The organism is Agromyces sp. NPDC058064 (assembly GCF_042885275.1).
Classification (GTDB): Bacteria; Actinomycetota; Actinomycetes; order Actinomycetales; family Microbacteriaceae; genus Agromyces.
This window is the reverse complement of the sequence record NZ_JBHVSE010000002.1, coordinates 36,689-62,670: the sequence shown is the minus strand read 5'-3', so window position 1 is coordinate 62,670 and position 25,982 is coordinate 36,689. Positions and strand designations below refer to the sequence as shown.

Genomic DNA, 25,982 nt, shown 5'->3' with positions numbered 1-25,982 from the left:
GCCGCCCTAGTCGCCGGTCGTGTCGCGCACGCTGGAGAGAGCATCGCGCAGCACTCCATCTTCGGCGGCGAGGCGCGCCAGCGCGAGTTGGGGATCCACCCCAGTCATGGTCACGAGGATCGCGGCCTTCACGTGCCCGTCGACCGCGGCGAGGGCGGCGGAGGCCGTGGCGGCGTCCACCCCGGTCGCCTGCATGACGATGCGCTCGGCCCGCGCGCGGAGCTTCGCGTTCGTGGCCTGCACGTCGACCATGAGGTTGCCGTGCACCTTGCCGAGCCGCACCATCGCGATCGTGGAGATCGCGTTGAGCACCAGCTTCTGCGCGGTGCCGCCCTTCAGGCGGGTGGATCCGGCGACGATCTCGGGGCCCACGACGGTCTCGATCGCGAGGTCGGCGGCCGCGCCGATCGCCGAGCCCTCGTTGCACGCGAAGCCGATGCTCAGCGCGCCGACGCGCTTCGCGTACTCGATGGCGCCGAGCACGTACGGGGTGCGCCCCGACGCGGAGATGCCGATGAACGCGTCGGCGGCCCCCAGCCCGATCGACTCGAGGTCGGCGGCGCCGAGCGCCCGGTCGTCCTCGGCGTTCTCGACCGCCGACCGCAGCGCGCCGTCGCCGCCCGCGATCAGGCCGACGACGAGCGCCGGGTCGGTGCCGAAGGTCGGCGGGATCTCGCTCGCGTCGAGCACGCCCATGCGCCCGGCGGTGCCGGCCCCGGCGTAGACGAGGCGCCCGCCGCCGCGGAGGCGCGCGACGATGGCGTCGACGGCGGCGGCGATCTGCGGGGTGGCCTCGGTGACGGCGGCGACGGCCTGGGCGCTCTCGTCCTGCATGGCGGCGATCTGCGCCTCGGTCGAGAGCAGGTCGAAGCCGGCGTGGGCGTCGTTGACCTGCTCGGTCGAGAGTTCGCCGAGCAGTTCGCGCAGCGCGTGATGCTCGGCCGACTGCTGCGGTGCGTGACCGCTCATGGTGTTGCTCCCCCGTTGGTGCGGTGTTCGTCGGTGCGGTGTTCGATGGTGCGGTGTTCGATGGTGCGGTGTTCGATGGCGACGGATGCCACGCCGTCGAGCGGCGCGGGCAGTTCGAGCGGCGCCGGGCCGGGCGAGAAACGCCCGAGCACGCGGGCGCCCGCCGGCTCGGCGCCGAGCTCGACCGGCAGGCCGTGCAGGCTGAAGTACCCGAGGAGCGCGAACATGAGCGACTCCTTGAACGCCGGGTCGAGGCCGCGGGCGGCGCTCGACTCGACGGCGATGCCGCGGGCGGTCGCGTGCTCGGCGATGCGGGCGAGCAGCACGGGGTTCAGGGCGCCGCCGCCCGAGCAGATGAGCGCGGCGGGCTCCGCCTCGGCGAGCGCGTCGACGACGCTGCGCGCGGTCAGCTCGGTGAGCGTCGCGACGAGGTCGGCGACGGGCAGCGCGTCGGCGGCGTCGGACCACCCTCGGTCATCGAACGTCGCCGCGACCGCGGCGTCGACGACCCCGAGGTCGAAGGTCTCGCGCCCGGTCGACTTCGGCGCGGGCGCGGCGAAGTACGGGTGCGCGAGCAGCGTCGCGAGGAGCCCCTCGTGCACGCGCCCGGCCGCGGCGAGCCGCCCGCCCTCGTCGTAGGCCTGCGCGCCCGCCGAGGAGCGGTCGACGACGGCGTCGATGAGGCAGTTGCCGGGGCCGGTGTCGAACGCGACGACCGAACCGTCGGCCGTCACGAGCTGCACGTTGGCGATGCCGCCGAGGTTCACGGTCGCGATCGCGCGCCCGGACGTGCGGGCCTCGCCGCCCAGCCAGAGCCGGTCGAAGAAGGCCATGAGCGGTGCGCCCTCGCCGCCGGCGGCGATGTCGGCCATGCGCACGTCCGAGAGGACGGGCACGCCCGTGCGCTCGGCGATCCACGCGGGCTCCCCGAGCTGCAGGGTGCCACGGGCGTGCCCGTCCTCGACCCAGTGGTGCACGGTCTGGCCGTGCGAGACGATGAGCTCGGGCGTCGCGCCCGCCTCCCGGATGCCCCGGGCCGCCGCCTCGGCGAAGGCCCGGCCGAGCTCGGTGGTGAGCCGGGTCCAGGCGCCCGCGTCGAGCGCCTCGCCGGCCGCGACCGAGAGGATGCGCGCACGAAGCGCGGGCTCCCAGTCGACGGTGTCGTGATGCAGCGGGGTGAGCCGCAGCGACGGCGCGCCCGTGCCGGTCCCGCTCGAGGTCGACCCGGCGACGGTCTCGATCTCGACCACGGCGACGTCGATGCCGTCGGCCGAGGTGCCCGATTGCAGCGAGAGCACGATCACGCGCGGGCCCCCGACTCGAGGAGCTCGCTCGCGACCTCGGCTGCGAGGCGGCTCGCCGCACGCGTGTGCAGCGTCGGCAGCGGCAGGGGCTCGCCCGGCATGCCGGTGTCGACCACGACGGCGTCGGGACGGATCGCCGCGATGCCCGCGACGCGGTCGCGCTGCGGGCCCGGTGCGCCGACGGCGTCGACGATCACGACGAGCGAACCGGCGCCGGGCACCGCCGCGTCGCCGCGCAGCACCTCGCCGCCGGCGGCGAGCGCCCGCTCGACGTAGTCGGCGTCGCTGTCGACGGCGAGCGTCGAGCGCCCGCGCACGTCGAGCACCGTACGCCCCGCGGGCAGCGCCGGGATCTCGGCATCCACGGTGATCGCCTCGCGGGCGACCCGGTGCACGTCGAGCGGCATCCGCTCGTCGGGCGACGGCTCGGCGAGCGAGGCCGCGAGCTCGCGCACGCGGTCGGCGGCGCGCTCGAGCGTCGCGACCTCGAGCGTGCCGTCGTCGATCGCGTCGAAGATCGCCTGCTGCACCTCGCGGAAGTCGCGCACGTCCTGGTCGGCGGCGGCCGCCGCCCCGGGGTTCGTCGGGTTCGAGATGCAGAGCAGGTCGGCGCCCGCGCGGAGCGCCTGCACGGCGCCCGGCCCCGCGCCGACCGACTCGCGCACCGCGGCCATGTCGAGGGCATCGGTGATGATGACGCCCTCGAAGCCGAGCCCCCTGAGGTGCCGGAGCGCGGTCGGGTTCAGCGTCGCCGGCGTCGGGCCCCACTCGGGCACGATGATGTGCGCGGTCATGACGGCCGCGACCCCCGCCGCGATCGCCGCGCGGAACGGCGGCAGGTGCATGCGCTCGAGCTCGTCGAGCGAGATGGTGAGCTCGGGCATCGCGTGGTGCGAGTCGAGGTGGGTGTCGCCGTGCCCCGGGAAGTGCTTCACGCACGCGGCCGCGCCGGCGCGCTGGATGCCGCGGAGCTGCGCGACGGCGTGACGCGAGACGAGCTCGGGATCGGCTCCGAAGGAGCGCACGCCGATGACCGGGTTGCGCGGATCGGTGTTGACGTCGGCGACCGGCCCGAGCACCACGTTCGCCCCGACGGCGCGCGACCGGTCGGCGAGGTGCTCGCCGACCGCCTCGGTCGCCGCGAGGTCGTCGACGAAGCCGAGCTGCGCCGCGCCCGGCAGGGTCGAGCCGAGCGCCGCGTCGACGCGGGTGACGTTGCCGCCCTCCTCGTCGATGCCGACGAGGAGCGGCCGGGTCTGCGCCGAGTACTCGGCGAACTCGGCGGCGAGCCCGCCGCCCGCCGGGTGCAGGTTGTGCGCGAAGAGCACCGCCCCCGCGAGGCCCGCGTCGAGCTCGCGGCGAAGCCAGTCCGGAATGCTCCGGCCGAGGAAGCCGGGCCAGAGCACTCCGCCCACCTGAGACCTGATGGTGGGATCGTCCGCGGCGGTCACCCCTTCACCGCGCCGGCCACGAGGCCGCTCGACAAGCGACGCTGGACGATGACGAAGAAGATCATGACCGGGATCGTGATGATCGTCGATGCGGCCATGATGTAGCCCCACTCGTTCGAGTGCTCGCCGAAGAACTGCTTGAGGCCGATCGCGACCGTGTAGTTCTCGCTGGCCCCGCCGAGCAGGGTCATGGCGAAGATGAACTCGTTCCACGCGGTGATGAACGAGAAGACGCTCGTCGCGACGAGTCCGGGCATGACGAGGGGCAGCAGCACCGAGCGGAACATCCTGCCCCAGCTGGCGCCGTCGATGTACGCGGCCTCCTCGAGCTCGACGGGCACCGCGGCGACGAAGCCGCGCAGCATCCAGATGCCGAACGGCAGCGAGAGCGCGACGTAGACGACCATGAGGCCGAGCAGCGTGTTCAGCAGCTGCAGGTCGCGCACCTGCACGAAGAGCGGGATGACGAGCGCCTCGAGCGGCACCATCTGCACGATGAGGATCATGAGCAGCATCGCCGTGCGGAACTTGAAGCGGAAGCGCGCGACCGCGACCGAGGCGAGCAGCGCCAGGAGCGCGCTCGCGAGCACGGTCACGACGGCGACGATCGCCGAGTTGCGGAGGAACACGTCGAACCCGCCCTCGGTGAGCACGTACTCGAAGTTCGAGAGCGACCACTCGCGGGGCAGGATCTGCTGCCCGCCCGCGCCGGCCTGCGCGTCGAAGGCGCTCGAGAGCATCCAGAACGCGGGGAAGAGGGTGAAGCCGAGCAGCAGCACGACGAGCACGGCCTTGCCGCCCGCGATGCGCGCCTTGCGCGCCGACTTGCGGCCCTTGCGCAGTCGCGTCGCCTCGGCGGATGCCTCGGAGCGGGTGCCGCGCGAGGCATCCGACCGCTTCTCGGTGGTGACGGCGCTCACAGCTCCTCCTCCTTCAGCATGGTGCGCACGTACACGACGGTGATGCCGAGCAGCACGAGGGTGAGCAGCACGGCGATCGCCGAGCCGAAGCCGTAGCGGTTCTGGCCGAAGGACTCGACGTACGACCAGACGCCGAGGTTCAGCGCCTCGCGATTCGAGCCGGCGCCGCCGGGCATGAGGTAGACCTGCGCGAAGACCTTGAAGTCCCAGATGGTCGACAGGATGATGACGACCGCGAAGACCTGCTTGAGGTTCGGCACGATGATGCGCCAGAAGCGGCGCCAGGGGCCCGCGCCGTCCATCTCCGCGGCCTCGAGCATCTCCTTCGGCACCCCGAGGAGGCCGGCGAGGATCGTGATGGCGACGAACGGGAATCCGTGGTGGATGACGTTGAGGAGGACGATGCCGTAGAAGGTGTACCGGTTCGTGAACCAGTTGACGGGCTCGTCCTGGAGGCCGAGCGCCTGGAGCGTCTCGTTGAAGATGCCGCGGTCGGCGTCGAAGATCCAGATCCAGACGTAGGTGCCGGTGACCGCGGGCATGGCCCAGGCGATCATGATGGCGCTGCCGACGACGGTGCGCCAGAAGCCGCCGAGGCTCGCCATGAGCACCGCGACGGCGGTGCCGAGGGCGACGGTGCCGGCGACGGCGAGCACCGCGAAGCCGACCGTGTTCGGCAGCACGACGGTGTAGAGCTCGGGGCTCGTGAAGATCTCGCCGTAGTTGGCGAGGCCGATCCAGTTGGGCTCGCCCGAGACGATCTCGCGCAGGCCGTAGTCCTGGAGGGAGAAGAGGAGCACCCGCACGAGCGGCCACAGCAGCAGCACGGCGAGCACCGCGAGCGCGGGGGCGAGGAGGAGCCAGGGGCGGCTCCGGGTCAGGAGGCTCTTGCGGGCGGCCCCGCCGGCCGCGCGGGGAGCCGAAGCTCCCGGCGCGGCCGTCGGAACCTGAAGGGTGTTCGACACGAGGTCAGCCGTTCATGATCTCGTCCATCTCCGCGGCGGCGTCGGTGAGCGCCTGCTCGACCGTCTTCTGCCCGGAGAGGATCGCCTGGATGGCGGTGTTGGTGGTCTTCTTCGCCTGGACGGCGCCGAACTTCGGGGTCACCGGCGGGGTGCCGCCGCCCTCGACCATCTGCTGCGCGAAGGGGTGCACCAGCGGGTCGTCGGAGGCGATCGCCTCGTCGAGGAGCGAGGTCTGACCGGGGAAGTAGCCGGTCTCGTCACCCCACTGCTTGGCGAAGTCGCCCGTGGTCATCAGCTTGATGAACTCCCACGCGAGGTCCTTGTTCTTCGCCGTCTCGAACATCGAAAGGTGCGAGCCGCCGAGCACGGACGGGGCGATGCCGCCGTCCTTGCCGGGGATCGGAGTGGCGGCGAACTTGCCCTCGAGCTCGGCGTTCTTCTCGACGATCGCGGCGGGCGTCCAGGAGCCCATCAGGGCCATCGCGATGTTGCCCTGCGCGAAGTTGTCGAGGACGTCGGTCTCCTTCCAGGTGGTCGCGCCGGCCGACGAGAAGCCGTGCTCGGTCGCGAGACCCGTGTAGAAGCCGATGCCCTCCTGCGACTCGTCGCTGGCCATGCCGGAGACCCACTCGTCGCCCTCGAGCGTCGAGATCTCGCCGCCCGCGCCCCAGACCCAGGGGTAGACGCCGAACTCGGCGTCGCCCGGGACGGCGAACGGCATCATCTCGGGGTGCGCGGCCTTGATGGCGTCGCCCGCGGCGACGATCTCGTCCCACGTGGTCGGCGCCTCGAGGCCGAGCTCCTCGAACACGTCGGAGCGGTAGACGAGCGAGCGCACGCCGGCGTACCAGGGCATGCCGTAGAGCTGGTCGTCGTAGGTGCCGGCGGTGACGAGGCCCTCGACGAGGTCGCCGCCGAGGTCGTCGCCGTCGACGTACTCCTGGATCGGGGCGAGCGCGCCGGCGTCGGCGAACTCGGCCGTCCAGGTGGTGCCGGTCTCGGCGACGTCGGGCGTGGTGCCGCCCGCGATCGACGTGACGAAGCGGTCGTGGGCGTCGGCCCACTGCACGAACTCGACGTCGAGCTCGGCGCCGGTCTTCTCGGTGAAGGCCTCGGCGACCTCGTCGAAGTACGCGTCGGAGTCGGGGTTCGTGCCTTCCATGATCCAGACGGTGAGCGTCTGGCCTTCGGCGTTCGTGCCACCGTCGCCGTTGTCGCCGGAGCCGCCCGAGCAGGCGGTCAGGCCGAGCGCGGCGGCGACGCCGAGCGCGGCGATCGGGAGGAAGCGCTTGTTCATCAGGATGGTCTCCTCGTTGAAACTGGTTGTGGGCGCGGGGCCCTGGCTGTGATTCTCTGGACAGACGTGATCCGCGGACAGATCGTACGCTCTGGAAGTAGTATTCGGGAATGGCGCCAAGATTGCAAGAAACTTCCGAACAGTCGGAAGTCGTGCTGGGCATCGACATCGGCGGCACCGGCGGCCGCGCCGCGATCGAGCCGCTCGACGGGGCGTTCGGCGAGGAGCGCGTACTGCTCAGCGGGCCGCCCGTCGCGATCACGGCCGGCGGCAGCTCGGCCCTCGGCGTCACCGGCGCGCTCATCGAGGAGGCGCGCTCGGCGCTGGAGGGCAGCCGGCCCGGCACCCGCATCGCCGCCGTCGCGATCGGCGCGACCGGCATCGCCTCGCTCGTCACGAATCCGGCCGCGTCGCTCGCCGCGCTCTCGGAGGCCGCGGGCGGGGCGCCCGTCGCCCTCGCGATCGACGCCGTGACCGCGCACCTCGGCGCCCTCGGGGGCGAGGCCGGCGCGGTCGTCGCCGTCGGCACCGGCACGATCGCACTCGGCACCGACCTGCACGAGGTGTGGCGCCGCGTCGGCGGCTGGGGCCACCTCTACGACGACCGCGGCTCGGGCGCGTGGATCGGGATCGAGGGCCTGAAGGCCGCGATCCAGACGCACGACGGCGTCACCGCGGATGCCTCGGCGCTGCTCTCGGCGGCCGAGTCGCGTTTCGGCGCCGCGCCGAGCTGGCCCGCCCAGCTCTACACGCGCGACGATCGCGGTGCGGTGCTCGCGGGCTTCGCGGCGGATGTCGCGGGGCTCGCCGCGCTCGGCGACCCCGTCGCCGCACGCATCATGTCGGAGGCGGGCGGGCACGTGGCCCGCGCCCTCGCGGCGGCGCTCGACCCCGCACTTCCCCGCCGTGCCGCGGGCGTCGGCGGGGTGTTCGCCGCGGGCGGCGAGTTCACCGCGGCGTTCACGGCGGAGTTCGCGCGGCTCGCGCCCGACGCGTCGCTCACCGTCGCCCCGTCGACGCCGCTCGACGGCGCCGTGCGGCTGGCGCGGCTCGTCGCCGCCGGCGCGGTGCCGACGGGGCATCCGCCGTTCCTCTGGGTGTGAGCGCTCGGGCGCGCGCCGCCCGCGCGTCGCGGGTCGAGCAGGATCAGCGCGCCGGCGGGTGCGCTGGGGAGGGTGCGGAACGGCTCATCCTCTTCAAGGCGCGCAACCAGACCGGCCGCGGAATGGCTTTAGCAGGATGAACGCGCCGGAAGACCCGCCGACGAAGGTGCCGAGCGGCTCATCCTGTTCAAGGTGCGCAACCAGAGCGGCTGCGGGGCGGCTTCAGCAGGATGAACGCGCCGGCGGCCCCGCCGACGAAGGTGCCGAACGGCTCATCCTGTTCAAGCTGCCGAACCCGGATCAGCCGCGGAGGGGCGAGCCGACGACCTCGAAGCGGTGGCCGTCGTGCTGGCCGTTCAGCAGCGGCATGACCTCGGCGATCGCGGCCCGCACCTCGGGCAGCTGCAGCGAGGCCTGGTGCGCGGCGGCCGACTCCCAGAGCTCGCTCACGTAGACGAAGTCGGGCTGCTCGTCGTTGAAGCCGACCTCGTAGAGGAGGCAGCCGTGGCGCCCGAGCTCGGCGCCCGGTCGGGTGAGGAGTTCGATCACCTGGTCTCGGGCACCCGGCTGCACGCCGAGCCGCCCGACATTCGCGAAGGTCATGCGGAGATTCTCACGTGGTCCACCGACACCGCGTCGCCCCCGAACGCCGCCAGGGGTCGGGCCGGGGCGCCGGGCGCGGGCGCGCACCGTCGCCTCAGCAACCGGGGCCGGCAGGGTTCGCCCGGCAGTCGTCCTTCGTGAGCACGGTGTCGACCTCTCCGACGAGCACGGGCTGCGGCGGCCCCGCGACGGCGAGCGTGCCGGCGATGCCGTGCCAGGCGGACCCGCCGAACCGGTACTCCGCGGCGAGCGCGACCTCGAGCGTCACCGTGTACTCGCCGGGCTCGGCGTAGACGTGGCTCGTGTCGGTCGGGCTGAACTCGCGGAGTCCGAGCCGCTCCCACGTCGCGCCCGCGGTCGAGCTCGTCACCGTCGCCCCGTCACTGTGCACCCAGCGGTAGCCGACCGGGGTGAACCGCACCTCGGCTGGACGACCGAGCAGCGTTCCCGCGACGACCTCGACCGAGGCGTCGGCGACGAAGTTCGCCGGCAGCCCCGCGACCGCCCACCCGCCCGGCTGCATCTCGCTTGCCGGCTTCGCCGGCCTGAACGAGGCGATGTCGCGCAGGGTGACGGTGGCCGGGGCGCCGGGGGTGGTGGGCGGCGGGGTCGCCTCCGGGCGGGCGCACGCCTGCTGGAAGTTGGCGTCGCACAACCGCGCCCAGTCCTCGCCCGACCAGACGTCGGCTTCGCCGGGTGGTGGGAGAGCGTTGCCGGAACCCGAGTCGCCATCACTGTTCGGCAATTGAGGGTCCGTGCGAGGAGCGTCAGAATCCTCGCCACGGATTCCCGCTTCGATCTCGGTTGCGTCGTCGGTGTTTTGGCCCGTCAGATAGTCGACCTCATTGTCCGCATACGCCGCGGCGCCACCAAAGAAGAGCAACCCGAGCGCCACGAGTACGACGCTACCCGCTAGCAGAAATCGTCGCCGGGCCATGGCTCGGTTCCCGCGGGCAGCAATCGTTCGGGGTCGTCAAGCGCAGAGACGAACTCGAGCTGAAGGGGGCGACGTTCGATCCTGTCGATCGGCGTGACATCGACGCCGTCGGCGTCCAAGACACGGACTTCCGAGACATCCAGGCATGCATAGACGGATACTGCGGCGCCACCGCTCGTTTCGTCATACTGAATCAGCTCCATGCCATCGGCACTCGAATCACCAGATGTCCTGTTCCCGCTTGAACGAAGTTGCGCCAGTGACTCCTCGAGTTCCGCCGCATAGGCCGTCTCTGCAAATGCGCGAATCCGCTCGGGGTTCTCACCTCCCGCCTGCGTGAGCTCATCGACAACTGCGAGGTACGCCTCATACGCCGCAACCGCCGCCGCGAGCGCCTCCTCATCCGAGGCGAAGATCGGGGCCGCGCTCGTAGTCGGCGTCGGCTCGGGCGACGGTTCGGCCTCGGGCGTGCACGCGCTCAGCGCGAGTGCCAGCGCACCGGCCGCGGCGAGCGCGGCGATGCGCAGGCTCGGGATCGACATGGCGTCCACGATAGGTGAGCGGCACACCGCGCCGAGGCGGTTATCCACAGGCCGCAGCGTCACGACGCCGACGGGCGTGATCGACGCGTACTACCCGACCACTCGGGCGACGAGCGCGGCCGGATCGACGCCGGCGGGCAACGCGCCGAACTGCGACCCGCCCTCGCCGCCGAGCCGGGAGCGCACGAACGCGTCGGCCACCGCGTCGGGTGCGAGCCGCACGAGCAGCGAGGCCTGCAGCACGAGCGCGAGCCGCTCGGTGAGCTCTCGCGCGCGCAGCGAGGCCGAGCCCGCTCCGGCCCGGTCGTCGGCGAGCGCCGCGCCCACCGTGCGCACGAGCGCCTGCACCTCCGCGAGCGCCACGTCGAACGCGCGCGACGAGCCCGCCGCCGACCCGACCTCGGCGAAGAACGCCTCGAACGCCTCGGGCTCGCGAGCGAGCACCCGCAGCACATCCAGCGCGATGACGTTGCCCGAGCCCTCCCAGATCGCGAGCAGCGGCTGCTCGCGATAGCGCCGCGCGAGCGGGAACGCCTCCGTGTACCCGTTGCCGCCGAGGCATTCCAACGCCTCCGCCGCATGCCCGGCCCCGCGCTTGCACACCCAGTACTTCGCGAGCGCCGTCGCGAGCCGCCGGAACGCCTGCTCCGAGCCGCTCGTCCCGGCCGACGCCGTCGCATCGGGGTCGAACGCCCGCGCGAGCCGCATGGCCGTCAAGGTCGCCGCCTCGGATTCGAGCGCGAGGTCGGCGATCACCGCCGACATCGCGGGCTGGTCGACGAGCGCCGCCCCGAACGCCTTCCGGTGCCGCACGTGCCACTCCGCCTCGGCGACGGCCTGCCGCATGCCGGCCGCGGTGCCGATGACGCAGTCGAGGCGCGTGCGCGTCACCATCTGCACGATCGTCGCGACGCCGCGACCCTCGTCGCCGACGAGCCACGCCGTGGTGCCGTCGAGCTCGATCTCGCTCGACGCGTTCGAGCGGTTGCCGAGCTTGTCCTTCAGCCGCTGGATGCGGAACACGTTGCGCGACCCGTCGGGCAGCACGCGCGGCACGAAGAAGCAGCCGAGTCCGTGCGGCGCCTGCGCGAGCACGAAGAACGCGTCGCTCATCGGCGCGCTGCAGAACCACTTGTGGCCTGTCAGCGTGTACTCGGCACCCCACTCGGGTGCGAGCCCGTCGCCCGCGCGACGCTCGGCGCGCGTCGTGTTCGCGCGCACGTCGGAGCCGCCCTGCTTCTCGGTCATCGCCATGCCCATGAGTGCCGATGCCTTCGTGGACGAGAGGGCCGGGTCGTACGCGCGGCTCAGCAGCCGCGGCATCCAGTGCTCGCGAAGGCCGGATGCCGCGAGCTCGAGCGTCGGCACGGCGGCATGCGTCATCGACACCGGGCAGGCATGGCCGGGCTCGACCTGCGCGAAGAGGAGGAACGCCGCGGCCCGGTCGACGTTCGCCCCCGGTCCGGGCGCGGCCTCGGCGCCCGTGTGGGCGCCCGAGGCGACGGCGGCCCCGATCACCCGGTGGTAGGCCTCGTCGTACTCGACCTCGTCGATGCGGTGCCCCCAGCGGTCGTGCGTGTTGAGCACCGGCGGGTGCGTGTTCGCCCGCTCGGCGTCGCGCTGGAAGGCCGCTGAACCGACGTGGCGGCCGATCTCGTGGAGTGCGGGCACCGCGGCGCCGCTCCCCCAGCGCGCCACCGCCTCGACGAGCGGCGCATGCGCGGCGAACTCGTCGACCCCCTCCCGCGGCGGAGCCTGGTTCACGACCTCGTGCGTCTGGATCATCGTCGACCTCCGGTTGACATCCTGCCCCTGCGTCGGCCGTCTGTCTCGTCGGGAACGGCTCGCCCTCGCCCTCTGCGGCGCTGCAACGGCACCCCGAGGCATCCCCGATTCGAGCGCTCATGCGAGCGTGGAGGCGCCTCGATTTCGCCCTCGGTGAACGCAATGGGTCGGATGACCCGGTGCGCTTGATTCCTGATCAGCCCCGTGTTTGGCTGTAACGCTGCAATGTCGGACGGGGGTGCGACGATGCAGTCCGGGCGGAGGAGCGACCAGCTCCGCGACGGTCGCGCGCGCACGAATTCGCCGCGGTCGAAGCATCCGCCGTTTCGCCGATTCCTGGAGATCACATGCTCGGAAGACTCCTGTTCAGATACCTGAGGCCGTACTGGCCTCTCCTACTCGGCGTACTGGCGTTCCAGATCGTCGCCGCCTACGCCAACTTCCAGCTGCCGACGCTCAACGCGCAGATCATCGACGACGGCGTCGCCAAGGGCGACACCGACGTCATCTGGCAGTCGGGCGCCCTCATGCTCGGCATGTCGCTGCTGCAGATCGTCACCCAGCTCGTCGCCACCTGGTTCGCCGCCATGGCCGCGATGAAGCTCGGCCGCGACATCCGCGACGACGTGTTCGAGCGCGTTTCGGGCTTCTCCGAGCGCGAGGTGTCGACCTTCGGGCCGGGCTCGCTCATCACCCGCAACACGAACGACGTGCAGCAGGTGCAGATGCTCGCGATGATGGGCTCGACGTTCCTCGTCGCGGCGCCGATCATGGCGTTCTACGGCATCTACAAGGCCCTGTCGGTCGATGTCGGCCTGAGCTGGATCATCGCGGTCGCGGTGCCCACGCTGCTCATCGTCGCCGGCATCATCATCTGGCGCATGGTGCCGCTGTTCCGCTCGTACCAGGTGAAGCTCGACGGCGTGAACCGCATCATGCGCGAGCAGCTCACGGGCATCCGCGTCGTGCGCGCCTTCGTCCGCGAGGACATCGAGGAGGCCCGCTTCCGCGAGGCGAACACCGACATCATGGTGGTCGGCCGCAAGGTCGGCTCGCTCTTCGTGCTGATGTTCCCGCTCGTCATGCTCGTGCTCAACGTCACGCTCGTCGGCGTGATCTGGTTCGGCGCGATCGAGGTCGACGAGGGCAACACCGAGATCGGCGTGCTCTTCGCCTTCATGCAGTACGTCATGCTCATCCTGATGGGCGTCATGATGGCGAGCTTCATCACGATCATGATCCCGCGCGCGGCCGTCTCGGCCGAGCGCATCGGCGCCGTGCTCGACGTCGACTCGACGCTCGAGCGGCCGGCGAACCCCGTGACGAGCTTCCCGACCCCGGGCACGGTCGAGTTCCGCGGCACGGGCTTCACCTACCCGGGCGCCGAGCACCCCGTGCTCAGCGGCATCACGGTCAAGGCCGAGCCCGGCGAGACGCTCGCGATCGTCGGTTCGACGGGTGCGGGCAAGACGACCCTCGTGTCGCTGCTGCCGCGCCTCTTCGACACGACCGAGGGCGCCGTGCTCGTGAACGGCGTCGACGTGCGCGAGGCCGACCTCGACCTCCTGTGGAAGAGCATCGGGCTCGTGCCGCAGCGGCCGTTCCTCTTCACCGGCACCGTCGCGTCGAACCTGCGGTTCGGCCGCGAGGACGCGACCGACGACGAGCTGTGGCACGCGCTCGAGATCGCGCAGGGCCGCGACTTCGTGGAGGAGATGGAGGGGCAGCTCGACGCGAGGATCGCGCAGGGCGGCACCAACGTCTCGGGCGGCCAGCGCCAGCGGCTCGCGATCGCCCGCGCGATCGTGCACCAGCCCGACATCCTCGTCTTCGACGACTCGTTCTCGGCGCTCGACCTCACGACCGACGCGAGGCTCAGGCAGGCGCTCTGGCGAGAGCTGCCGAACGTCACCAAGGTCGTTGTCGCGCAGCGCGTCTCGACGATCACCGACGCCGACCGCATCGTCGTGCTCGACGACGGCGCAGCCGTGGGCGTCGGCACGCACGAGCAGCTGCTCGAGACGTGCCAGACGTACCGCGAGATCGTCGAATCCCAGCTCGGAGTGGAGGCGGCACGATGACCGACCAGAGTCCCAAGACCGCCGAGCCCGTGCTGAGCGAGGACGAGAAGCTCGAACTCGAGATGGCCGAACAGGCCCGCATCAGCGCCGACGACTGGAGCGGCGGCGTCGCACCGGGCAAGGCCGCGAACTTCCGCCAGTCGTTCGGGCGACTGCTCGGCCTGCTGAAGCCGCACGCCTTCGGGTTCACCGTCGCGTCGGTGCTCGGCGCGATCGGCGTCGTGATGACCGTCTGGGCGCCGAAGGTGCTCGCCGAGGCGACGAACCTCATCTTCGAGGGCTTCATCTCGGCGCAGATGCCGCCCGGCGTCACGAAGGAGCAGGTCGTCGACCAGCTCGAGGCCGCCGGCCAGACCGACCAGGCGAACATGGTGCAGGCGATGAACCTGGTGCCGGGCGAGGGCATCGATTTCGTGGCGCTCAGCCGCGTCGTGATCCTCGTGCTGTTCCTCTACATCGCGTCGTCCCTGCTCATGTGGATCCAGGGCTACGTGGTGAACGTGATCATGGTGCGCGCGATGTGGAAGCTGCGCGAAGACGTCGAGGCGAAGATCAACCGGCTGCCGCTCAGCTACTTCGACAAGGTGCAGCGCGGCGAGCTGATCTCGCGGGTGACGAACGACATCGACAACATCACGCAGACGATGCAGCAGTCGCTCTCGAGCGCGCTCACGAACGTGCTCACCGTCATCGGCGTGCTGTTCATGATGTTCACGATCTCGTGGCAGCTCTCGCTCGTGGCGCTCATCTCGCTGCCGCTCATGGGCGTGATCTTCGGCGTCATCGGGCCGAAGTCGCAGAAGGCCTTCGGCACCCAGTGGCGCAAGGTCGGCCGGCTCAACGCGCGTGTCGAGGAGTCGTTCTCGGGTCACGCGCTCGTCAAGGTGTACGGCCGCGAGGCCTCGAGCCGCGAGGCGTTCAAGGCCGAGAACCAGGAGCTCTACGAGGCCTCGTTCAAGGCGCAGTTCCTGTCGAACATCATGATGCCCGCGATGACCTTCATCGGAAACCTGCAGTACGTCGGCATCGCCGTGCTCGGCGGCATCATGGTCGCGAGCGGCTCGCTCCGCCTCGGTGACGTGCAGGCGTTCATCCAGTACTCGCAGCAGTTCTCGCAGCCCCTGTCGCAGCTCGGCGGCATGGCGGCAGTGGTGCAGTCGGGCACGGCCTCGGCCGAGCGCGTCTTCGAACTGCTCGACGCCGACGAGCAGGAGGCCGACGCGGTGAACGCACCGGCACCGGTCGACGGTGACGGCACGATCGTGTTCGACCACGTCGCATTCTCGTACGTTCCCGACCGCCCGCTCATCAAGGACCTGTCCTTCCGGGTCGAGCCCGGGCAGACGGTCGCGATCGTGGGCCCGACGGGGGCAGGCAAGACGACGCTCGTGAACCTCATCATGCGGTTCTACGAGCTGAACTCGGGTCGCATCCTGCTCAACGGCCAGGACATCGCTGACCTCACCCGGTACGACGTGCGGGCGAAGACGGGCATGGTGCTGCAGGACCCGTGGCTGTTCGCCGGCTCCATCCGCGAGAACATCCGCTACGGTCGCGCCGACGCCACCGACGACGAGATCGTCGCCGCGGCGAAGGCGACGTACGTCGACCGGTTCGTGCACTCGCTGCCCGACGGCTACGACACCGTGCTCGACGAGGACGCCTCGAACGTCTCGGCGGGTGAGAAGCAGCTCATCACGATCGCCCGCGCGTTCGTGGCGCAGCCGAGCGTGCTCATCCTCGACGAGGCGACGAGCTCGGTCGACACCCGCACCGAGCTGCTGCTGCAGCACGCGATGGCCGCGCTGCGCGAGGGTCGCACCTCGTTCGTGATCGCGCACCGTCTCTCGACGATCCGCGACGCCGACCTCATCCTCGTGATGGAGCACGGCGACATCGTCGAGCAGGGCGACCACGAGCAGCTCATCGCCGCGAAGGGGGCGTACTACCGCCTCTACAACTCGCAGTTCGAGCAGGCGGCGACCGACCTCGACGCCGAGCAGGCGCTCGGCGACGGCACGGTCGTCACCTCCTCCGACGTCCAGCCCGAATCCGCGCTCCTGCGGGGCATGGAGGAGGAGATCATCGAGGCGAGCGAGTAGGCGCGAGGCCCAGAACCAGGCCGAGGCCCCGACGACTCACGTCGTCGGGGCCTCGGCCCGTTTTCAGGATGCCCCAGCAGCACCCGCCTCAGCGGAGCCCTGCCTCAGCAACGCCTGCCTCAGCAGCACCCGCCTCAGCGACCGCCCTTCTTCACCGGCGCGACCTCGAAGGCCCGCTCGATCTCCTGGCTGAAGGTCCCGCCAGCCTCATCGGTCGACGTCACCCGCAGGTCGACCCAGCCACCGGCATCCGGCACGCGGAGGTCGGCGTCGTAGCTCACGAGGTACGAACGGCCCTCGGGGAACCCGCCGGCCGGCGGCTCGCCCGGCCCCGAGTCGTCGGTCGAGACGACCTCGAGGTCGACCGGCGTCCACTCGCCGCCCGCGGTGCGCATCTCGAGCGTCGTGCCCGTCACCTTCGCCGAGCCGACGGCCCCGCTGATGTGGCCGATCTCGAGCCCGAGCGCGACGGGCTTGCCCTTCTTGCGATCGGCGCCGACGCGGCCGCGCTCGTCGAGGTCGACGTCGTAGTACGCCTGCATCATCGGCAGGATCGTGCGGGTGTAGTCGCTCGAGTCCCACGTCGACGAGAAGGCCCACTCGGTGCGCGTCTTCGTCGACGACGGCATGACGCCGCCGTCCTGCGTCGTCGTGTTCACCACCCGCACGTCGTGCTCGCCGTCGGCGATGCCCCAGCCGTTCAGGCTCTGGTACTCCGAGGTCTTGACGAGCTCGCCGTCGAGGTGCAGCTCGATCGACTGGGTGATGCCGGGGGTGCCGGCGTACATGTCGATTCCGCCGGTGCGCTTCGGCGAGTCGCCGTCGGCCCACGAGGGCAGGTTGAGCTGGATGCCGTCGCCCGACCGCAGCGGCGCCCAGTACCCGGGGCCCACGTAGGGGCGCACGACCGAGCCGAAGTAGCCGGCCTCGGTGCGCTCACCGGGTTCGTACGCCCGCACGACGTCGCGGATGTCCCAGCCCCAGTCGACCGCGTTGGCGTTCTGGTACCACTCGACCTGGTCGGTGTTCACCCACTCGGTGCGCTCGATGCCGCGCGAGGTGCGCATCGGGAACCCGGTGCCGTACTCGGTGCTCGGCACGAAGTCGTACCGGTACTCGCCGACGGTCTCGCCCTGCTCGCCGTAGTAGGTGGTGTCGATGCGGGCGAGCTCCGTCGGACGGTAGGCGAGCTTCTCGGGGACCGAGCCGTCGCTGTAGCGGGCGATGTCGAAGACCTCCTCGGCGATCGGGATGCCCTCGCCCGTGACGGTCGTCGGCTTCTTCGCGATGGCGGCGAGCACACCGCGCCCCTGCACGCCGCTGATCGCGGCGACCGGGATGGCGACGTCGGTCGTGTAGTCCTCCGAGCCGACCCACTCGCTGAGCTCGCCGTCGCCGTCGTTGACGACGATGAGCAGCTTCGCACCGGCGGCCGCGGCGTTCGCGGCCCGAGCCGACGCCGAGACCGTGTCGGACCGCGTGACGACGGCGACCTTGCCCTTCACGTCGACCGCCGCGAACTCCTCGGCGCTGCCGAGTCCGGCCGCGACCGCGCGAGCGCGGATCTCACCGTCGAGGAGGGTCGAGCCTGCCTGCGCGATGAGGTCGAGCTCCTCCTTGCCGGCCTTCAGCGCGAGCAGCGGATCCTGGAGGCGCCACCGGGTGGTGAAGTCGAAGCTCTCCGCCTCGGGCGCTTCCATCGGCTGGGCGTAGAGCTCGTCGATCCACACGGGAGCGAGCGCGCTGCCGCTGAAGCCGTCGACCGTGAAGTCCATGCGGCGCACGACCGCCTCGACCTCGTCCTCGCCGACGTCGACCGTGACCGGCTTCGTGGCACGGGCGTCGAAGGCGACGTGCTTCGCCCCGTCGAGCACGACGTCGGGGTCGCCGACGAGCGCGATCGCCTGGGTGTCGGCGTCGCGCGCGACATCCATGAACGACATCACCGAGTAGAGGCCGGCCGGCAGACGCAGGGTGGTCTCGCCGGCGATCCCGAACGAGGTGTACCAGCCGGTCGCGGCGTTCCAGATCCATCCGTAGGTCTCGAGGGGGTCGCCCTCGAAGTCGGTGGCCGTGACCGTGAGGTCGTACCGTTCGGCCTCGGCGATCACGCCGAGGGCGGTACGAGTGACGGCGTCGCCATCGACCGAGGCGGTGAGCACGCCCGACAGCTGCGCGCCCGCGGGCACCTTCGCCGGGTCGGCGGTCATCGTCACCGAGCGGGTCTCGCCGGCGGGGATGGTCAGCTCCTCGGCGTCGATCGCGAGCATGTCGGATGCCTCGCGCGCCGACATCGGCTCGAGGCCGCCGCCGCCCGTGCCAGGGGTGGTGTCGACGAGCGACGCGTCGATCGCGAGCACGACCTCGGCGTCGCCGCGGTTGGTGTACTCGACGGTGCGCACGACCGGCTCGGCGGTCTCGCCCCACGCGAGCATGCCGAAGTCGCCCGAGCCCGAGGCGACAACCGTCGACTCGACCGCGTTCGCGACGTCGACCACGCCGGCGCCGACCTGGTAGGGCGTGAGCCCGACGTCGGTCGCGGTGCTGACGAGCGCCGCGCGCAGCTGCGCCGCGGTGTACTCGGGATGCTGCTGCTTGACGATCGCGGCGGCGCCGGCGACGTGCGGGGTCGCCATCGAGGTGCCGCTCATGCCGATGTAGGCGCCGTCGCCGTCGCTGTCGGCCGACCGGGCGGCGGTGACGTCGTTGCCGGGCCCCGCGAGGTCGGGCTTCAGCGCGCCGGAGCCGACGAGCGGTCCCTGGCTCGAGAACCACGAGAGCGCCCCGCTCGGGTCGTCGACCGAGCCGATCGTGAGGGCGCTCGCGGCGGCGCCGGGCGAACCGATCGTCTCGGGCGACGACGAGTTGCCTGCGGCGACGACGAAGAGCGCGTCGGTCTCGGCTGAGATGGTGTTGAGCGCCTCGGACATGACGTCGAGGCCGTCGGAGCCCTGTCGGGTGCCGAGGCTCATCGAGACGATGTCGGCGCGCTCGGCGGCCCACTCCATCGCGGAGATGATCCACGAGTCCTGGCCGGAGCCGCCGGCGTCGAGCACCTTGCCCACGAGCAGCTCGGCGCCGTCGGCGACGCCGCGGTGGGTGCCGTCGCTCGCGGCGCCGGTGCCGGCGATCGTCGACGCGACGTGGGTGCCGTGTCCGTTCGGGTCCCATGCCACGTCTTCGCCGGGCACGAAGCTCGTCGACTCGGGCAGCACGCGGCCCGCGAGGTCGGGGTGGGTGTCGTCGTAGCCGGTGTCGAGCACGGCGACGGTCACGCCGTCGCCGGTGTAGCCGGCGGCCCACGCCTCGGGGGCGCCGATGTAGGGCACGCTCGAGTCGAGGGTCGCCTCGACCTTGCCGTCGAGGTGGACGGCCTCGATGCCGCCGCCGAGCTTCGCCTCGGCCGGGTCGGCGCTGAACGCGCGGGCGCCCGCGGCGGGGGCCTCCGTCAGCGCGGCCCAGGTGCCCGCCGCGCTCGCGTGGTCGGCGGTCGCCGCGGCGCCGCCGATGCTCGGCAGCGCCGTGCCGAGCTCGACGCCGGGCAGCGGCGCCGAGCGACGGCTCGCCGCGCCCTCCTCGAGCTCGACGATGATCGGCGTCGCGTCGACCGAGGCGTCGTCGTAGCCGAACTCGATGAGCTGCGACACGTTGAAGAGGTCGCGGTCGAGCGCGCCCGACGCGAGGTACGGCATCGCGGCGGCGGGCAGCACGTGGAGGTCTCCGTCGACCTCGATCGTCTGCACGCCGGCCCCCGGCTGCGCCGTCTCGATCTCGACGGCGTGCGTGCCGTCGGAGAGGTCGGTGACGCGCACGCGGTCGCCGGTGATGAGGGTGACGGCGTGCTCGTCGGCGGGAGCGGCGGCCGGCGTCGTCGGCGCGCCGCCGCCCCCACCCGGATCTCCGGGATCGGCCGCTGCCGGCAGGGCAGCGGCGCCGATGCCGGCGACGCCGATCGCGATGCCGCTGATGGCGGCCGCGATCGAGCGTCGGCGACGCGACGCGGATGTACTGGTGCTTCGTGGCATTAGGGATACCTCTCGCATGTCGGATCTGACTTGCTGAGCACGCTTCCACACGCCGCCGGTTAGGGTGGTGGCGGAGAGATGCCATGGCCTCGATCCGCCACGACGGGGTCGCGACCGGCCCGCCTCGACCCGAGGTCGATCGCCGTGCGGAGGGCCGCGGAGAACGGAAGGGCCCGGGTGCTCGAGGCGATCGGACTGGACGACGAGCACACGTCCGTCTATCGCCTGATCCTCCAGCGGCCGTCCGCGAGCCTCGACGAGCTCGCCGCCGCGGCGGGGGCGACCAGCGGCCGCATGCGGCGCATCCTCGCCGAGCTCGAACGGCTGGGCCTCCTCGCGAGGCAGGCCTCGGCACCCGACCGGGTCGTGGCCTCCCCGCCCTCGATCGCCCTGCGCCCGATGCTGCTCGAGCGCGAGCGCGGGCTCGCCCAGGCGCACGAGACTCTGCTCCAGCTCAGCGAGGTCTACCGCGAAGGCGCCGCGCAGCGCGTGGCCCCAGACGTCGTCGACGTCATCGTCGGTGCCGACGCGGTGCGGCAGCGGTTCGCGCAGCTGCAGGCGTCGGCGACCGAGCAGGTGAGCGTGTTCGTGCTGAACGAGATCGCCTTCCTCGACGCCGACGAGAACGAGGAGGAGGACCGGGCCCTCGCTCGCGGCGTGCGCTATCGCGTCATCGTCGAGAAGGCCGTGCTCGAGCGTCCGGGCTTCATCGACTCGGCGCGCGAGGCCGCCGCGTACGGCGAGGAGGTGCGGGTCCTGCCGACCCTGCCGACGCGGCTCGTCATCGCCGACGACCAGATGGCGCTGCTGCCGATGCGCTCCCACGGCGAGGCGCGAGCAGCCGGGGCGTTGCTCGTGCATCCGAGCGGGCTGCTCGACCTCGTGCTCGCGATCTTCGAGGAGTTCTGGGCGAGCTCGACCGAGTTCCTCACCACGGGTGAGATGCCCGGCACGCACGATGCGATCGACCGCGACCTCCTGAAGCTCCTGCTGCTCGGCCTCACCGACGCCGCCGCCGCCGCGCAGCTCGGCATCTCGGTGCGCACCGTGCAGCGCCGGATCGCCGAGCTCATGGACACCGCGAAGGTGTCGACGCGCATCCAGCTCGGCGCGGAGGCCGTCCGCCGCAGCTGGGTCTGAGGCATCCGACCGCGGCGACGCGACTACGCTGGAAGGCGATGGCGGCCGTCGGCGCCGCCGCCCCGAGGAGACACCGCACTCGTGACCAGCACCCCGCAGCTCGCACCGAACTGGCGGCTGTGGCTGGTCTGGGGCGTCAGCGTCGCCGCGTACATCGTCTCGGTCACGAACCGCACCTCGCTCTCGGCGGTCGGCGCCGACGCGGCGGTCCGGTTCGATGCGGATGCCTCGACGCTGTCGATGTTCGCGGTGATCCAGCTGTTCGTGTACGGCGCCATGCAGATCCCGGTCGGCCTGCTGCTCGACCGCTTCGGCGCCCGCCCGATCGTCACCGCCGGCATGGCGCTGATGGCGACGGGCCAGCTGGTGATGGCGCTGTCGACCGACGTCGGCACCGCGATCATCGCACGCGTGCTGCTCGGCGCGGGCGACGCGGCGATCTTCCCGAGCGTGCTGCGCGTGGTCGCCACCTGGTTCCCGCAGCAGCGGGCGCCGCTCATGGTGCAGCTCACCGGAATCGTCGGGCAGACGGGGCAGCTGCTGGCGCTCCTGCCGATGGCCGCGCTCCTGCACGCGACGAGCTGGACGGTCGCGTTCGGCAGCCTCGCCGGGCTCGGCGTGCTCTTCACGATCCTGACGTTCGCGATCGTGCGCAACCACCCGCCGTCGAGCGATGCGGATGTCTCGGTCAACACCGAGACCGGGGCGATCGCCGTCGTCCGTTCCTCGGCCGACCTGCGCCAGGGGTTCCGCGAGTCGTGGGGGCATCCCGGCACCCGGCTCGCGTTCTGGTCGCATTTCACGACGCCCTTCGCGGGCACCGCGTTCGTCATGCTCTGGGGCTTCCCGTTCCTGACCGCGGGTGAAGGGCTGACGCCGGCGATGGCGTCGCTCGTGCTGAGCGCGTTCGTCGTGTTCGGCATGCTCGTCGGCCCGGTGATGGGTGCGCTCTCGAGCCGGCACCCCCTGCGCCGCTCGCGCATGCTCGTGCTGCCGACGATCGCGATCCAGGCGGTCGTCTGGCTCGTCGTCATCTCGTGGCCCGGCCCGGCCCCGCTGTGGCTGCTCTTCGCACTCGCCCTCGCGCTCGCGACCGGCGGGCCCGCGTCGATGATCGCCTTCGACCACGCGCGCACCCACAACCCGAGCCACCGGCTCAGCACCGCGACGGGCATCGTCAACGGCGGCGGGTTCATCGCCGGCCTCATCGCGATCTTCCTGATCGGCCTCGCGATGGACCTGCAGGGCGCGGGAACGCCCGAGACCTACTCGCTCGAGGCGTTCCGGCTCGCGTTCCTCACCCAGGTGCCGCTCTGGATCCTCGGCGCGGCCCTCATCATGCTCGAGCGGCGGCGCACCCGGGTGCGGATGGGGCTCGACGAGCCGCGCACGCGGCGGCGCGATCGGCGCACGCCCGATCCCGACGAGCAATCCTCACAATCGCCTTGACAGGCACGTCGACGGCGCGGAAGGCTAAGCCCTAGGGTCCGCGGAGCGCCAGAGGCGTGACGAGCATGCACTGCACGGACGATGTCGTCACGATCCGACCCTGGCCGAGGACGGGCCGAAGGAGTCCGCTCATGGCTGGAAATCGCTCCATTCGCGCTCGCGTCGGCTTCGTGGTCGCCGCGTTCGCCCTGACGTTCACGATGCTGAGTCCGGTCGGCGCGAGCGCCGCCGAGGACGACGGCGCGCTCGACATGTACACGGCGGAGGTGAGCGGCACCGACGAAGCCGAGCTCGCCGCGGGCGGGTTCGACGTCGCGAACCGCACGGTGACCGAGACCGGGGTGAGCCTCGACCTGGTGCTCACGGCCGAGGAGGCGAAGGCCCTCCAGGCTCGCGGGCTCGACGTCAAGGTCAAGAAGAACAAGGACGGCAAGTCGGCGAGGCAGCTGGCCCAGGAGCAGGCCGCCGAGGGGTACGAGGTCTTCCGCTCATGGGACGAGCCCGGAGGCATCCGCGACGAGCTGTACCAGCTCGCGAAGAAGAACCCGCAGCTCGTGAAGCTCGAGGTGCTCGGCCATACGTACCAGGGGCGCGAGATCATCGCCATGAAGCTCACGCAGGCCGCGAAGGGCACGCCCGACGGCGCGCGACCCGCCGTGCTGTACAGCTCCACCCAGCACGCTCGCGAGTGGATCTCGACCGAGGTCAACCGGCGGCTGATGAACTACTACATCGACGGCTGGAAGAACAACGACAAGGCGATCAAGAACCTCCTCAAGCAGAACGAGCTCTGGTTCGTCGTCGTGGCCAACCCCGACGGCTACCAGTACACGTTCGACCACGAGCGGCTGTGGCGCAAGAACCTGCGCGACAACGACGGCGACGGGCAGGTCACGCGGGCCGACGGCGTCGACCCGAACCGCAACTACCCCGAGCACTTCGGTTGGGACGAGGAGGGCTCGTCATCGCAGAGCTCGAGCGACACGTACCGCGGCCCGGAGGCCGGATCGGAGCCCGAGACGCAGGCGATGATGTCGCTCTTCGACCGGGCCGACTTCTCGTTCCAGGTCAACTACCACTCGTACGGGCAGTGGCTGCTCTACGCGGAGGGCTGGCAGACGGGCACCCCGACGGCCGACGACCCGATCTACTACGCACTCTCGGGCAACCGCGACAACCCGGCGATCCCCGGCTTCGAGCCCGGACTCTCGTCGGACGTGCTCTACGTGACGAACGGCGAGACGACCGACTTCGCCCACGCCCAGCGGGGCACCCTCGCCTGGACGCCCGAACTCGGCGAGGGACTGCCGGCCGGTGGCGGATTCGTGTTCCCCGATGACGAGGCGCAGGTGCAGGCGGAGTTCGAGCGGGCACTGCCGTTCGCGCTCGACGTCGCGAAGTCGGCGGCCGACCCCGACGACCCGGTGTCGCACCTCGGCCTCGAGACGAAGCCCTTCTACCTCGAGAGCGACGACACCTACAAGGCGGGCCTGCCGCTCGTCGACTTCACCTTCGACTACTCCTACGGCGACCCGCAGGAGGTGCGGGTGATCGCCAAGCGCGAGCTCGGCGACGTCACGCTGAAGTACTCCATCGAGGGCGGCGATCCGGTGAGCGTGCCGACCGAGGAGTGGACCGGCGGCGACCGCTACGGCGGCACCGGGGTGCACTACCGGGTCATGAGCGGGCTGGTCACGGGCCCCGACCCCGGCGACGAGGTCGAGGTCTGGTTCGAGGGCGGCGGCGAGTCGAGCGACTCGTTCACGTACGAGGCGGTCGAGGAGTCGGCCGACGACGTGCTGATCCTCTCCGCCGAGGACTACACGGGCGCCTCGCCCACTGAGGCGGTCAGCGCGCCGAAGTACCTCGATTACTACACGGACGCGCTCGACGCGAACGGCATCGGCTACGACGTCTACGACGTCGATGCGCGGGGCCGGACGGCGCCCGACGCCCTCGGCGTGCTCTCGCACTACGAGGCGGTCGTCTGGTACACGGGCGATGACATCATCACCCGAGAACCCGGCGGGACCCCAGGCACCGCCTCGCGGCTCGCGCTCGACAACACGCTCGAGGTGCGCGACTTCCTCAACGAGGGCGGCCAGGTGCTCTACACCGGCAAGTACGCCGCCACGCAGTATGCCGGGCAGTACCTCTACGACCCGACGGCTGAGAACGCGCTCTGCACCGATCCGGCGGTGGCACCGCGCTGCCGGACGCTCGGAGGATCGGGCGACGGCACCAACGACACGCTGCAGTACTGGCTCGGCGCGTACCTCGTCATCGATGACGCCGGAATGGACGAAGACGGCGAGCTGTTCGACGTGCTCGGCATGGACACGCCGTTCACCGGCCTGAACTGGGAGCTCGGCGACGACAGCGCGCAGAACCAGGATCACACCAACTCGTTCATCACGACGAGCGGCATCCTCGATCCGCAGCAGTACCCGCAGTTCGAGAGCTGGGTCGCGGCAGGCTGGGACCGCCCGACCGGACCGTTCGAGCCGCACAACGGCGACGCCTACGTCTACTCGCAGATCTCCGACGTGTCGTACAAGCGACTGACGCGCACGATCGACGTACCGGCCGCCGGCGGCGAGCTCTCGTTCTGGACGTCGTACGATACCGAGGCCGAGTGGGATCATGTCGCCGTCGAGGCGCACACCCCCGGTGAGGACGACTGGACGACGCTGCCCGACCTGAACGGCAGCACCTCGGACAGCACCGGCCAGAGCTGCCCGGCCGGTTGGCGCGAGCTGCATCCGCAGCTCGACCACTACCAGACGTACGACGAGGCGGCCGTCAGTTGCACGGCGACCGGGAGCTCGGGCAGCTGGCACGCCGCGTCGGGCAACTCGGGCGGCTGGAGGCAATGGACGGTCGACCTCGACGCGTACGCCGGCGGCCAGGTCGAGGTGTCGATCGCGTACATCAGCGACTGGTCGACCCAGGGGCTCGGTGTCTTCGTCGACGACATCCAGGCGCCGACGGCTGACGGAACGACGTCCTTCGAGAACGGCGACACCGGCGGATGGGAGGTCACCGGAGCACCCGAGGGGAGCGCGCCGAACGCGAACGACTTCATCATCACGACGGCGGCCGGGTTCCCCGAGGCGGCGGTCGTGGCGACGCCGGGTTCGCTCATGACCGGATTCGGCTTCGAGGGCATCGACGATCCGCTGGTCCGGGCCGACTGGATGGGCCGGGCGTTGGAGCACCTGCTCGACTGAGCGCCGTTCCGGCGGTCGAGTAGCGACGAAGGAGCGTATCGAGACCCACCACCGGCGGTCGAGTAGCGACGAAGGAGCG

Annotated in this window: 17 protein-coding genes; 6 read left to right on the top strand and 11 right to left on the bottom strand. The window is 71.3% G+C overall.

Annotated elements, in window-relative coordinates:
* Positions 1-6 precede the first annotated feature (6 nt).
* The 6 genes from murQ to ACFVSL_RS06050 all read right to left on the bottom strand — a co-directional run bounded on the left by murQ (position 7) and on the right by ACFVSL_RS06050 (position 6,906).
* Complete coding sequence (gene murQ, locus ACFVSL_RS06075) at positions 7-969, bottom strand: N-acetylmuramic acid 6-phosphate etherase (protein ID WP_386939422.1); 963 nt, start codon at positions 967-969, stop codon at positions 7-9.
* Positions 966-2,273 carry an anhydro-N-acetylmuramic acid kinase gene (locus ACFVSL_RS06070; RefSeq protein ID WP_386939420.1) on the bottom strand — a complete coding sequence of 436 codons (1,308 nt, stop codon included), beginning with the start codon at positions 2,271-2,273 and terminating at the stop codon, positions 966-968. The genes murQ and ACFVSL_RS06070 overlap by 4 nt, the downstream gene beginning before the upstream one ends.
* Positions 2,270-3,724, bottom strand: coding sequence for a glycoside hydrolase family 3 protein (locus tag ACFVSL_RS06065; RefSeq protein WP_386939418.1), 1,455 nt, complete (start codon positions 3,722-3,724; stop codon positions 2,270-2,272). Before ACFVSL_RS06065 ends, ACFVSL_RS06070 begins: the two co-directional genes overlap by 4 nt.
* Positions 3,721-4,566, bottom strand: coding sequence for a carbohydrate ABC transporter permease (locus ACFVSL_RS06060; RefSeq protein ID WP_386941116.1), 846 nt, complete (start codon positions 4,564-4,566; stop codon positions 3,721-3,723). The genes ACFVSL_RS06065 and ACFVSL_RS06060 overlap by 4 nt, the downstream gene beginning before the upstream one ends.
* 74 nt (positions 4,567-4,640) lie before the next feature.
* On the bottom strand, positions 4,641-5,609 hold the full coding sequence (locus ACFVSL_RS06055; RefSeq protein ID WP_386939416.1) for a carbohydrate ABC transporter permease: 969 nt from the start codon (positions 5,607-5,609) through the stop codon (positions 4,641-4,643).
* A gap of 4 nt (positions 5,610-5,613) precedes the next feature.
* Positions 5,614-6,906, bottom strand: a complete 1,293-nt coding sequence (locus tag ACFVSL_RS06050; protein ID WP_386939415.1) for a sugar ABC transporter substrate-binding protein — start codon at positions 6,904-6,906, stop codon at positions 5,614-5,616.
* Between the two features lie 152 nt (positions 6,907-7,058).
* Here ACFVSL_RS06050 and ACFVSL_RS06045 point away from each other — a divergent pair, with 152 nt between their 5' ends.
* Positions 7,059-8,009: a BadF/BadG/BcrA/BcrD ATPase family protein gene (locus tag ACFVSL_RS06045; protein ID WP_386939414.1), complete on the top strand. Its 951-nt coding sequence runs from the start codon at positions 7,059-7,061 to the stop codon at positions 8,007-8,009.
* A 300-nt stretch (positions 8,010-8,309) separates the two neighbouring features.
* Here ACFVSL_RS06045 and ACFVSL_RS06040 read toward each other — a convergent pair whose 3' ends face one another.
* The 4 genes from ACFVSL_RS06040 to ACFVSL_RS06025 form a co-directional block, all read right to left on the bottom strand.
* Positions 8,310-8,612: a putative quinol monooxygenase gene (locus tag ACFVSL_RS06040; RefSeq protein WP_386939412.1), complete on the bottom strand. Its 303-nt coding sequence runs from the start codon at positions 8,610-8,612 to the stop codon at positions 8,310-8,312.
* A gap of 94 nt (positions 8,613-8,706) precedes the next feature.
* Positions 8,707-9,357, bottom strand: coding sequence for a PKD domain-containing protein (locus ACFVSL_RS06035; RefSeq protein WP_386939410.1), 651 nt, complete (start codon positions 9,355-9,357; stop codon positions 8,707-8,709).
* 167 nt (positions 9,358-9,524) lie between these two features.
* Positions 9,525-10,091, bottom strand: coding sequence for a hypothetical protein (locus tag ACFVSL_RS06030; RefSeq protein ID WP_386939408.1), 567 nt, complete (start codon positions 10,089-10,091; stop codon positions 9,525-9,527).
* Positions 10,092-10,181: 90 nt separating this feature from the next.
* Positions 10,182-11,876 (bottom strand): acyl-CoA dehydrogenase family protein, encoded by a 1,695-nt coding sequence (locus ACFVSL_RS06025; protein WP_386939407.1) that lies wholly within the window; start codon positions 11,874-11,876, stop codon positions 10,182-10,184.
* A 347-nt stretch (positions 11,877-12,223) separates the two neighbouring features.
* Here ACFVSL_RS06025 and ACFVSL_RS06020 point away from each other — a divergent pair, with 347 nt between their 5' ends.
* Both ACFVSL_RS06020 and ACFVSL_RS06015 read left to right on the top strand, forming a co-directional pair.
* Complete coding sequence (locus tag ACFVSL_RS06020) at positions 12,224-13,957, top strand: ABC transporter ATP-binding protein (RefSeq protein WP_386939406.1); 1,734 nt, start codon at positions 12,224-12,226, stop codon at positions 13,955-13,957.
* The gene (locus ACFVSL_RS06015) at positions 13,954-16,059 is read left to right on the top strand and encodes an ABC transporter ATP-binding protein (protein ID WP_386939404.1); all 2,106 of its coding nucleotides are present in this window, start codon (positions 13,954-13,956) and stop codon (positions 16,057-16,059) included. Before ACFVSL_RS06020 ends, ACFVSL_RS06015 begins: the two co-directional genes overlap by 4 nt.
* Positions 16,060-16,193: 134 nt before the next feature.
* Here the strand turns inward: ACFVSL_RS06015 and ACFVSL_RS06010 are convergent, their stop codons facing one another.
* Positions 16,194-20,084, bottom strand: coding sequence for a S8 family serine peptidase (locus ACFVSL_RS06010; protein WP_386939403.1), 3,891 nt, complete (start codon positions 20,082-20,084; stop codon positions 16,194-16,196).
* 177 nt (positions 20,085-20,261) lie between these two features.
* On the opposite strand from ACFVSL_RS06010, the gene ACFVSL_RS06005 reads away from it, so the two are divergent.
* The 3 genes from ACFVSL_RS06005 (at position 20,262) to ACFVSL_RS05995 (ending at position 25,903) form a co-directional block, all read left to right on the top strand.
* Positions 20,262-21,224 (top strand): transcriptional regulator TrmB, encoded by a 963-nt coding sequence (locus ACFVSL_RS06005; RefSeq protein WP_386939401.1) that lies wholly within the window; start codon positions 20,262-20,264, stop codon positions 21,222-21,224.
* An 81-nt stretch (positions 21,225-21,305) separates the two neighbouring features.
* Positions 21,306-22,673: a nitrate/nitrite transporter gene (locus tag ACFVSL_RS06000; protein ID WP_386939399.1), complete on the top strand. Its 1,368-nt coding sequence runs from the start codon at positions 21,306-21,308 to the stop codon at positions 22,671-22,673.
* A gap of 131 nt (positions 22,674-22,804) precedes the next feature.
* Positions 22,805-25,903 carry a M14 family zinc carboxypeptidase gene (locus ACFVSL_RS05995; RefSeq protein ID WP_386939397.1) on the top strand — a complete coding sequence of 1,033 codons (3,099 nt, stop codon included), beginning with the start codon at positions 22,805-22,807 and terminating at the stop codon, positions 25,901-25,903.
* Positions 25,904-25,982 lie beyond the last annotated feature (79 nt).